Below are 11,057 nucleotides of genomic sequence, written 5' to 3'. Positions count from 1 at the left end.
GCAGCTGCTTGAGTTAAATGATAACTAATAGTATAATTGGCTGGATTATTAGCACCTAATACTATAGCTGTTTGTGGCGTAAAATTAAAAGTCGCCGAACCACTACCTAAAATACTCTCACACAATGTTAAATTGGGGGGTGGATTAGGATTAGGATTAGGATTACACAGCGTTGGGTCTATTTGCAAAGCAAACTGAGTAGTTACAATACAATCATTATTATTATTTTCAACAGCTACAAATATAGTTTCACCATCTGTACCATTATAATTAGTAGGATTTAATATAGGTGATGCTAATTGTTGTGCATCTGCCAAAGAATGGTAAAAAGAAATAGGATTAGATGTTCCATTTAAAATAACAGAAGAATTATCGGTTAAATTAAATGGTGCTGCACATTCAGTTAAATCATTTGGAGTGCCAATGGCGACAGGAGTTATATAATCTACAACCATACAATCAGTTTGCTGGCATCCTCCTGGAAAAGTTATCGTTACACAATAATTTCCTTGTTGAGTAATAGAATAATTGTAGGCATTAGCGCCTGCTATAGGATTACCATTAAAAGTCCAAGAGTAAGTAGCGCCCACAACTGCAACAGAACCTGCTTGTGCTATAATGGTTTTGTTTCCACAAATTGCGTTAGTACCAGCAAAATCATCAATCCCATTAAACTCTCCTGTACCAGCAATTTCAGCAGAACCAATATTAAAACTACCACCACCAAGGAAAACAGCCGAATCATATGAGTTATCATTTCTGTCTGCAATTACTAACTTTATATGATAAACATTATTGGGAATTACAGCAGAAGAGGCCGTCATTAATACAGTTTCTCCATTAAAATTGGTTGCAGAAGTAGCAGCATTCGCTCCTCCGTTGAAGTTGCCAAAATAGGTAGGATTTGCAGATGCACAACTCCCGTTATTAGCGCTATCTCTAATAGTTACAACTGATATTGGAGTAGTTGTACTGGGTATCAAAGCCAAATTTGTAGCGGGAGTCCCAGCAGTAACATTGGTTAAGAAAAATGCAAATGAATCAGAATATTCACATTGAAAAGTGCCATATTCCTCTGATGCAAAAAGAAAGTCAAAACTCATTTGATTGGTCAATGGCGTAAAATCAAATTCTAAAATTGTCGCATTATTATAGTCTGTCAATGTAGGATCTATTCCTAAACCGCTGATGTAATTAAACAATTCTGTATCGCCAAGCCAAGCACCAATTCCTTGACTAAGTGTTGTAGTATTTGGTCCGGGTGCGCTCAAAGCATTTCCTGTTGATAAAATCACACCATTGGTTAATGGAAAATTAGGATTCGCATTCGTAAAATAGCCAATCCCATTTTCTGAACCAAAATTGGAACCAGTACTCCAAGTGATGTTTGTAATTGTTCCAATACAACTACTCCCGCCACCTGTAGGTGAAGCAAATAAAACATTTTGAACCAATTGTGGGACTGTATAGGTGGTATTGTTAACTGTAATAGGCTGTGAAAAAGAATTTAACACATTAAAAACAAAAACAAAAACTAATATAATTCGTTTCATTGATTAAAATTTAGGAAAGTGATTTTGAAATTCAAAAACACTCAAATGTTAATTAATTGTTTAATTGTCCAAATATAAGTAATCAAGGAAAATAACTTTGTTAAATTTGCAAAAAAATATTCATTCCCGATGAAAATAACTATAAAAGAAACTCAAAACCCTACCATTTTAAAATTTGAATTTCAAGATTTTATAACTCAAAATCAAAATTTTGAATATAAAAATATCGATGAAGCCAAAAATTCTCCGTTAGCCCAACAACTTTTTTACCTTCCTTTTGTGAAAACCGTTTATATTTCTGGCAATTTTATTGCCATTGAACGTTTCAGTATTGTTGAATGGTCAGATGTTCAAGAGGCAGTTGCTGATCAAATTGAAAGTTTTGTCAATAATGGCGGCATCATTGTTTTGCAAGATGAGAATGTAAACAAAAAACAACCCATAACGGTTTATGGCGAAACCACACCAAATCCAGCTTCATTAAAATTTGTAGTGAATAAAGCTTTGACAAAAATTGCTGTAGAATTCAAAAATAGTGACCAAGCAAAATCCTCTCCATTAGCTCAAGAATTATTTAAATTTCATTTTGTGAAAGAAATTTTTATTGCCGAGAACTATATTTCTGTAACCAAATATGACAGCATTTCTTGGGATGAAGTAACTTTGGAATTACGAACTTTCATCAAACAATTCATCGAAAACGGAGGAACAGTTACAGACGAATCGCTAATTGAAAATGATGCCAAACAAAAAAAACAAGAAATCAAACACTTTGACAATCTTGATACAACCTCACAGCAAATCATCAATATTCTTGAAGAATATGTCAAACCAGCTGTTGCGGCCGATGGTGGTAATATCCTTTTCGATTCCTATAACGAAACCGAAAAAAGAGTAAAAGTAGTGCTTCAAGGCGCTTGTAACGGTTGTCCTTCTTCCACTTTCACTTTGAAAAGCGGTATAGAAAACATGCTGAAAGACATGTTAAACGATAAAGATATTATTGTAGAAGCAATAAACGGATAGCAATTATTCAAAATAAAAAAGTAACTTTAAGCGTCTAAAACTGGACGCTTTTTTAAATTAATTTTGAAGCTATTTCCAGCTATACGTTGCAATCTTTTTTATTGCTTTGTCATCCTAAGCGCAGTCGAAGGACTTTTTACAAAGCAATAAAAAAGGATTTCCACTTCTATCTGGGCTAAACCAACTGCCATGAACGAACTCCATCTAGAAACTAGTCCTTATTTACTCCAACACGCTAACAATCCCGTGCATTGGAAAGCATGGAATGAAAACTCTTTGACCATAGCCAAAAAAGAAAACAAACTTATTCTAATCAGTATTGGGTATTCTGCTTGCCATTGGTGCCACGTTATGGAGCACGAAAGTTTTGAAAACGAAGAAGTGGCGAATGTTATGAACGCTCATTTTATAAACATCAAAATCGACCGCGAGGAACGTCCCGATATTGATGCCGTTTATATGAAAGCTGTGCAAGTAATGACTGGTCAAGGCGGTTGGCCAATGAATGTTGTAGCATTGCCCGATGGAAAACCTATTTGGGGTGGCACCTATTTCCGTAAAAACGATTGGATAAATTCTCTTGAAAAGCTTCAAGAAATTTACTCCCAAAATCCTGAAACGATTTTGGATTATGCCCAAAAACTTCACGAAGGATTACAATCTTTGAGCATTGTACCAATTAACGATTCTGAAAGTTCTTTTGATTTTGAAATCTTAGAAAAATTAATCGAAAAATGGCAAAAAAGTTTTGATTGGGAATTTGGTGGTATGGCTCGTGCTCCAAAATTTATGATGCCCACCAATTATGAATTCCTTTTGCGTTATGGCTATCAAACCAATAACAAAAACATCCTAGAATTTGTTGATTTAACCCTAACCAAAATGGCTTACGGCGGATTGTTTGACACTATTGACGGTGGATTTTCTCGCTATTCTGTGGATATGAAATGGCATGTGCCACATTTTGAAAAAATGCTCTATGACAATGGCCAACTCGTTTCACTTTATGCTAATGCCTACAAATTAACCAGCAACAAACACTACAAAGAAGTCATTGAAAAAACACTGACTTTTATCGAAAAAGAATGGCTAACCAGCCAAGGAAGCTTTTATTCCGCTCTCGACGCTGATAGTTTAAATTCAGATAACCATCTCGAAGAAGGCGCATTTTACGTTTGGACAAAACCTGAATTACAAGCCATACTTCAGGAAGATTTAGAATTATTTTCACTCGTTTTCAATGTTAACGAATTTGGCTTTTGGGAACATGACAATTATGTTTTAATCCAAAATCAATCTTTAGAAGCCATTGCAAAACAGAACAATATGGCTATAGCAACTTTGGAACAAAAGAAAAAATCTTGGGAAAATTTATTGTACACCGCAAGAGAAAAACGCAGCAAACCAAGATTGGACGACAAATGTTTAACGTCGTGGAATGCCATGATGCTCAAAGGATTTGTGGAGGCATACAAAGCACTTGGCAATAGCAACTATTTAGAAATAGGATTGCAAAACGCACAATTCATCTGCAAAAATGTTTGGAATTCTGAGGGAAATTTATTCCGAACGTATAAAAATGGAACTCGAGGCGGAGCCGAACAGAGCGTAGCTAAAGCCACAATCAATGGATATTTAGAAGATTATGCTCACGTCATTCAAGCATTTATCACTTTATACGAAGTAACTTTGGACGAAAAATGGTTGCAAAACGCCAAGCAATTAACTGATTATTGTTTTGACTTTTTTTATGACGAAAAAGCTCAATTTTTTTCGTTTACTTCCAAAAAAGATTCAAAATTAATAACGCCTCATTTTGAAGTGGAAGACAATGTAATTCCGGCTGCAAATTCGGTGATGGCCGAAAATTTATTTAAGCTAAGCATTTATTTCAACAACAGTTATTACGAAACTATTTGCCAGCAAATGGTACAAAACATACTACCAACTATTGATTATCCTTCGGCTTATTCTAATTGGCTGAATGTGCTATTGCATTTTTCGGAGCAGCAAAAAGAATTGGCAATTTGCAGCGAAAATGCCTTGCACTATTTAGAAAAGTTAAATCAAAAATACTTGCCCAATATTATCATCGCTGGGTCAACAAAATCAACTAAACTTCCTTTTTTGGAAAATCGTTTTTTAGAAAAAGAAACCTTATTTTACTTGTGCCAAAACAAGACTTGTGACATTCCAACCACTAATTTTAATGAAATTATGGATAGAATTGCTATTCCATCTTAGAAAAATATTGTAATATTGTTATTATTAACCAATAAAAACACAGTTATGGGATTTGGAGATTTTTTTAAAAATTTATTTGGTTCATCCAAAGAAAAAGTAGCCGAAGTGGCTGACACAGTAGAACATTTAGTCCAAGAAAATTATGAAAAAGCTAAGGAAGTTGCTACACCAATAATTGAAAAAGCAGAAACTTTTGCAGAAGAAAAGTTGGAAAAAGTAAAAGAAGTTGCTACACCAATAATTGAAAAAGTAGAAACTTTTGCTCATGAAAATTATGAAAAAGCTAAGGAAGTTGCCACGCCAATCATTGAAAAAGCAGAAACTTTTGCAGAAGAAACGCTGGAAAAAGTAAAAGAAGTCGCTACTCCAATCATTGAAAAAGCAGAACCTTGTGCAGCAGAAACGATGGAAAAAGTAAAAGACGTCGCTACTCCAAGCATTGAAAAAGCAGAAACTTTTGCTCATGAAACGTTAGAAACAGTTAAAGAAAAAGTAAATTCATTTACAAACGATACTTCAGAAGATGCTGATGAAATAAGAACAAAAGCAGAAGATACAGTCAAACCTGCTGACGAAAATGCAGATTAATTTATAAAATTACTATTTTTATATCCCGTCCCGATGCCTCGAGAGTCGGGATTTTTTTATATTAGTATGGAAAAAAAAGAACTACACTATATTCATTCGTTTGCCGATTATGTTGATCAATTTATCAAACTTTTAATTGATTATTCTCCTAAATTGATTTCAGCTTTCATAGTGCTATTCGTAGGACTATATATAATTAGAATACTAAACCGGTTGGTTCGGAGGATTATGGTAAAGCGCGAATTAGACCCAACATTGTCAAAGTTTTTAGCAGACAGTTTGCTTTGGGCATTGCGAATTTTACTTTTTGTTACGTTTATTTCAAAACTCGGAATAGAAACATCTTCTTTTGTTGCTATTCTTGGTGCAGCTGGATTAGCCGTTGGGTTATCTTTACAAGGTTCACTCTCCAATTTTGCAGGTGGCATGTTGATTATTTTGTTCAAACCATTCCGAGTTGGCGATACTATAGAAGCGCAAAATGTTATAGGAACGGTGGGCGAAATTCAAATTTTTGTTACCAAATTAATCACAGGAAACAATCAAACTATTTTTGTGCCCAATGGCATTTTATCTAATGGTGTCATTACTAACTATTCGTTAGGAAAAAACAGAAGAGCGAATTTACTTTTCAATATTTCGTATGATACCAACATAAAAAAAGCGAAAGAAATTGTAATGCACGTTTTAGAAAATCATCCCAAAGTTTTGAAAAATCCTGCACCAACTGTTGTTGTAAATTTATTAACCGATTCTGCTATACAATTAGCCATTCGCCCTTGGTCAAAAAATGAAGATTTTATAGAAATGACATCCGATGTTTTAGAAGGATGTAAAGACGCTTTTGATACAGCTGGAATTGCGGTACAACCTTTTGTAAAAGAAGCTTCGAAGGAATAAGTTATTAGAAATCTATGGATTAATGCTGAATTAAGATTTGATTTTCTTTCTCTTATTCCAAAGGTTGTTATATTTTCAAAACTATAGAAAATGTTTTCATTATATTTTCGTTTATAAATACTTACAAACGAATATAATTGGTTGTATTTGAAAAATGGGTGAATTTTTGTGATAGCGGTTATTTTATTTAAATCGCATTAACCATGAAATCTTATGAAGAAAATAAAAATAATTATAATTGTTTTGGCTGTAGCAATATTTTTATACTTAATTCATTTTGATGTATTTAGATACATAAGTTTAAATAATTGTATTATTTGGAATGAAAACCGAAAAACAAACTTTGAAGATTTTCAAGCTGAACCGAATAAAAATTCTGATTTGAATTTAGTTTTTTATCATGGTTTTTATCTTTACTCCACACCATTTAATAAGCCAAAAGTAATAGCATTTTTTGATAGAAATGAATCATGGGTTAAAGACACCACAAAATTTAATTATCCACAGTTGCTCAAGCTTCAACAAATTGCTTTCAATCTAACCGAAGTTTATGCGAGAAAGTGTAATACTGAAATTGAAAGAAAAGGTTATTATGAAAACGGAAATCAAAAATCATTTGAGCATCTTAAAAGAATAAAAGATAGTGTTACCTTTGAATATTATTCTGTAAAAAATCAAATGCTGAATGAAAACGATAAAAGTGTTGAAGAATTAATTGATTACTGGAGTCCAAAAATTAATCAAATGCTGAAAGAAAAAAACAACCGCTAACAGACTTGGCAAGATTGCGGATTTTGTTGTAAATTCTCATGTTTCCTTTTAAGTTAAATTAAGCATTATTTAGTAATTCAAACTAAAAGCGGAATGTTATATAACATTAACGAAAACCAAAAACATCTAAATTATATATTATGAAAATTATTTTAAGTATTTTATTTATAAACTTTTCAATTTTGTCATATTGCCAAGAACATGCCAAAGATTCAATTTATAATGCTGTTGACGTAGACGTAAAACCAGATTTCCCAGGTGGCATAGAAAAATTTATGAAATTTATGGCTAAAAATTATCATGTTCCAGAAGTGTCAAATTTTAAAGGCAAAGTTATATCTGAATTTGTAATTGAAAAAGATGGAGTCATATCTGAAATTGAAATAATTCAAGACCCTGGTTATGGAAGTGGTGAAGAATGTATCAGAGTTTTGAAAATGTCACCTAAATGGAATCCTGGAAAGAAGAATGGCTCAACTGTTAGAACTAAGTATAACTTCCCACTAATTCTTCAAAGCTCAGAGTAACGGCATGTAACATGGGTGGTTCTCACAATTGCGGATTTTTGGTAAGTTAACGTTTCGCAAGAATTATTATCTTATAGTAAATAAACGGTTACGAAGTTAGCAACTGCATGAAGGCAAAACGTAAAATCCTGAAAACTGTACTAAACGTTCAAATTACTTAATCATTAAAAAATCTTTCAAATAAAAGGGTTCAAAGTAAGCCACATCTTCAAAGTCGTTTTGATTGAATTTTTCATAACTCAATTGGCTCATTTGGCTAGCGGATGGAAATAGAATTTCAGGAATAAATTTGAAATTAGGTTGGGTTAAAACCGTTTGGCATTTTTCTTGACAATCACCAATAAAATAGAGGGTTTCGGTAAATTCTGAGTAACTGTCTTCGGTTAGAACTTCTGCTTGTACAGCTTTTATATTATCATGATTTTTGTCAAAAATAGCACTATACACTTCCATTCTTCGGGCATCAAGCATAGGAACTATTATTCCGTTATCAACCGAAACTTGATGGGCTAAAACTTGTAAGGTATCCACAGCAATTAATGGTATTCCAAGTGCGTAACAAAGTCCTTTCGCGGTAGAAACACCAATACGCAAACCAGTGTAAGACCCTGGACCTTTGCTTACTGCAACAGCATGTAGTTCTTGAATTTTTACTTTAGTTTTCTTAAGAATTTCTTCTATAAAAACATGCAATCTTTCGGCATGAGAATACCCTTGTTCTGCAATTTCTTTGCACAAAATAGTTTGACCATCTTTTGCCAAAGACACAGAACAATTCTTAGTTGCTGTTTCAATGTTTAGGATATAAGTCAAGATAAATAAGTTGTAGTTTTGAATAGTAATCTCAAATTCGCAAATTAAAAATTCAGTTATAATATGTGAAACTGAAGTAAAATTTTTATTTTTTTTATTTGTCTTTCTCCTTTTCAGAGTCTTTTTTAATACTGACTTTATCTCCCGAATTTAAATCTTTGGAAACTGTAGTATAAGGCCCAATGATGACAACATCGCCTTTCTTTAAACCAGAAACAACTTCAATATTCGTGTCGTCTTGTATGCCTGTTTTGATAACTCTAATTTTTGCTTTATCGCCCACTTTTACAAAAACACATTCGTATTTTTTATCGCTTTTCGCCACAATTTTGTTATCGTCACTTTCTTCTTTTACTTCATATTTTTTTGTCGCTGTAGTATCCGATTTGATAACAACTGAACTAATTGGTACCCCAACAACTTTCTCTTTTCTATTTGTAATAATGTCTACAGTTGCAGTCATTCCGGGTCTAAAAGGAGAATAACTGGATGGTTTCCCTTTTAATAAGTCTTGATACGACTCTTTTAGAATTCTAACTTTTACTTTGAAATTGGTTACTTGGTCAGCCGTTATTGTAGTACTAGCCGAATTAGAAATGCTGGTTACAATACCCTTAAACTCTTTTTTAAGATAGGCATCAACTTGAATTTTGGTAATGTCTCCAATGCTAATTTTAACGATATCGTTTTCATTTACATCTACTTCTACTTCCATATTATCCAAATTGGCAACGCGCAAAATCTCTGTTCCGGTCATTTGTTGTGTTCCTAAAACTCTTTCTCCCAATTCTACACCAAGAGATGAAATAGTTCCGTCTGCTGGCGCATAAATCGTGGTTCTTCCTAAGTTGTCTTTGGCTTCTCTAACAGTAGCATTAGCACTTTGCACGTTGAAATAGGCCGATTCTTTATTGGCTTTTGCCCCTTCAAAAGCGGCGATGGCTTTGTCCCAATCAGATCTTGAGATAATTCCTTTGTCAAACAAAGTTTTACTTCTATCGTAACTTGCTTTAGCTTCTTTAAATGTGGCATCGGCTTGGCTCAAACCTGCTTTTGTTACAGATAAATTTGAAATAGTTCTATTGTATCCTGAGGTGTATAAATCGGGGTTTATTTTAACTAACAATTGTCCTTTTTTAACCACTTGTCCTTCTTTTACAGGCAGTTCGATGATTTCTCCAGAAACCTCGGAGGATATTTTCACTTCTATTTCGGGTTGAATTTTTCCAGTGGCCGAAACGGTTTCAATAATAGTAATTTCGTCAACAGCTGCAGTTTCAATTTCTACACCTAAATCTTTATTGCCAATGATTCCCTTTTTGGAGAGTACAATTAATAAAATTATAATTCCTATAATAACACCTACTAAAATATAAATTCTTTTTTTTGACATGTCTTAATTATTTATTTACGATTGGGATTCCAAAATAAAACTCTAATAATTTAATTCTAAAAATATAGTCATATTTTGTTCTTAATACATCGGATTGTGCATTTTCATACAATAATGAAGATTGATTAAAATCAAATGAATTCAATAAACCCACTTCATATCTTTCTTTTGAAAAATCGAATGCAAATTTTCGGGCTTCTTTTGTTTTTAATGCGGCTTCATAGGATTTTTTCGCGTTCAATAAATCATTAAATGCTTGATAAACTGTTCTTTCTAAATCCAATTCGGCTTGCTCCAACAAATAGTTTGAACGCTCTTGATTAATTTTACTCCTTTGAACTCTTGATCTTGTTGCAAAACCATTCAAAACTGGCACATTAATCTGAATTCCCATATTGGTTCCATCAAATGTATACAATTGTTCGATTACTGGTTGTGGATTGCTTTGTGCAAAACGGGTATTATAACCAATAAATCCTGATAATGTTGGCTGATAAGCACTTCGAGTAATTTGAACATCTTTTTTTGCAATTTCAAGATTGTTTGCTGCAATCTTAACATCTTTTACAACATCTTTGGCTTTTATTGCAATAGCTTCAGGAGTTTCATCCAGAATATTTGTCAAAGGAATATCCATGTTTTCTGTCTCTACATCAAAGGTGTCATATTCCTTTAGTAAAAGAGTTTGCGCTAAACCGAGCTTTGAAATTAATAAAGTGTTTTCGGCATTTATTATTTGCTGTTCTTGTCCTGCATCAGTGGCTTGCAAATCATAAATATCACCTGCTGGTAAAGTTCCTGCATCAATTAATTGTTTTGTTCTAATAAGATTTTCTTTGGTAATCTTATTTTGGTTTTTTAATACCTTCAGTTGTTCTTTGTTGAACAATATTTGCAAATAGGAATTAGCTATAGAAAGCATAATATCTTCTTTCATCTTGTCTAATCTGTATGCATTAGAAATTTTATTGATTTTAACACGTTGCAGTGTTTTCCAATTTACTAATCCGTTATAAATATTTATACCTGAATTAATATTGGCAGATGCTGATCTAAACGTTTCGTTCTCAAATTGATTTGTCACTGGGTTAATGTTTGCTCCTGTATTTATACTATAATTGGCAGAACCTGCTAAAGAAGGAAGAAAATTACCAATTGCCTCTAATTTTTCAATATCAGAAATTTTTAAGTCTAATTCGGATTGTTTGATTGAAATATTATTTTCTAACGCATAGACAATAC

The 11,057-nt window shown here is 32.9% G+C and carries 10 protein-coding genes; 6 read left to right on the top strand and 4 right to left on the bottom strand.

The features are described 5' to 3' along the window. On the bottom strand, positions 1-1,553 hold a 1,553-nt coding region (locus ACK5ON_RS11630; protein ID WP_409822636.1), incomplete at its 3' end, for a choice-of-anchor L domain-containing protein. Between the two features lie 129 nt (positions 1,554-1,682). Here ACK5ON_RS11630 and ACK5ON_RS11625 point away from each other — a divergent pair. From ACK5ON_RS11625 to ACK5ON_RS11600, 6 genes are all read left to right on the top strand, one after another. After that, positions 1,683-2,579: a NifU family protein gene (locus tag ACK5ON_RS11625; protein ID WP_409822633.1), complete on the top strand. Its 897-nt coding sequence runs from the start codon at positions 1,683-1,685 to the stop codon at positions 2,577-2,579. Positions 2,580-2,768: 189 nt separating this feature from the next. After that, the gene (locus ACK5ON_RS11620) at positions 2,769-4,823 is read left to right on the top strand and encodes a thioredoxin domain-containing protein (protein WP_409822631.1); all 2,055 of its coding nucleotides are present in this window, start codon (positions 2,769-2,771) and stop codon (positions 4,821-4,823) included. 45 nt (positions 4,824-4,868) lie between these two features. Beyond that, entirely contained in the window at positions 4,869-5,411 is a 543-nt protein-coding gene (locus ACK5ON_RS11615; protein ID WP_409822628.1) for a YtxH domain-containing protein, read from the top strand. A 66-nt stretch (positions 5,412-5,477) separates the two neighbouring features. After that, complete coding sequence (locus ACK5ON_RS11610; protein WP_409822625.1) at positions 5,478-6,311, top strand: mechanosensitive ion channel family protein; 834 nt, start codon at positions 5,478-5,480, stop codon at positions 6,309-6,311. Between the two features lie 213 nt (positions 6,312-6,524). Next, positions 6,525-7,082, top strand: a complete 558-nt coding sequence (locus ACK5ON_RS11605; protein ID WP_409822622.1) for a hypothetical protein — start codon at positions 6,525-6,527, stop codon at positions 7,080-7,082. Positions 7,083-7,264: 182 nt separating this feature from the next. Further along, positions 7,265-7,609, top strand: a complete 345-nt coding sequence (locus ACK5ON_RS11600; RefSeq protein ID WP_409822619.1) for an energy transducer TonB — start codon at positions 7,265-7,267, stop codon at positions 7,607-7,609. Between the two features lie 153 nt (positions 7,610-7,762). On the opposite strand, the gene tsaB is transcribed toward ACK5ON_RS11600, so the two are convergent. The 3 genes from tsaB to ACK5ON_RS11585 form a co-directional block, all read right to left on the bottom strand. Then, on the bottom strand, positions 7,763-8,422 hold the full coding sequence (tsaB, locus tag ACK5ON_RS11595; protein WP_409822616.1) for a tRNA (adenosine(37)-N6)-threonylcarbamoyltransferase complex dimerization subunit type 1 TsaB: 660 nt from the start codon (positions 8,420-8,422) through the stop codon (positions 7,763-7,765). A 94-nt stretch (positions 8,423-8,516) separates the two neighbouring features. After that, a complete protein-coding gene (locus ACK5ON_RS11590) occupies positions 8,517-9,815 on the bottom strand; it encodes an efflux RND transporter periplasmic adaptor subunit (protein ID WP_409822613.1) in 1,299 nt (432 codons plus the stop codon). Positions 9,816-9,822: 7 nt separating this feature from the next. After that, the coding region (locus tag ACK5ON_RS11585; protein WP_409822610.1) for a TolC family protein at positions 9,823-11,057 on the bottom strand (1,235 nt) is incomplete at its 5' end.

This window comes from Flavobacterium sp., assembly GCF_046317795.1.
In the GTDB taxonomy this organism is placed as follows: Bacteria; Bacteroidota; Bacteroidia; order Flavobacteriales; family Flavobacteriaceae; genus Flavobacterium.
The sequence above is the reverse complement of the archived record's forward strand: the minus strand, read 5'-3'. Positions and strand labels throughout refer to the sequence as shown.

What these genes read in the sequence shown, in the direction of transcription:
- ACK5ON_RS11625 (WP_409822633.1), top strand. Translation starts at nt 1,683, where the DNA reads ATGAAAATAACTATAAAAGAAACTCAAAACCCTACCATTTTAAAATTT.
- ACK5ON_RS11620 (WP_409822631.1), top strand. Translation starts at nt 2,769, where the DNA reads ATGAACGAACTCCATCTAGAAACTAGTCCTTATTTACTCCAACACGCT.
- ACK5ON_RS11615 (WP_409822628.1), top strand. Translation starts at nt 4,869, where the DNA reads ATGGGATTTGGAGATTTTTTTAAAAATTTATTTGGTTCATCCAAAGAA.
- ACK5ON_RS11610 (WP_409822625.1), top strand. Translation starts at nt 5,478, where the DNA reads ATGGAAAAAAAAGAACTACACTATATTCATTCGTTTGCCGATTATGTT.
- ACK5ON_RS11605 (WP_409822622.1), top strand. Translation starts at nt 6,525, where the DNA reads ATGAAGAAAATAAAAATAATTATAATTGTTTTGGCTGTAGCAATATTT.
- ACK5ON_RS11590 (WP_409822613.1), bottom strand. Translation starts at nt 9,815, where the DNA reads ATGTCAAAAAAAAGAATTTATATTTTAGTAGGTGTTATTATAGGAATT.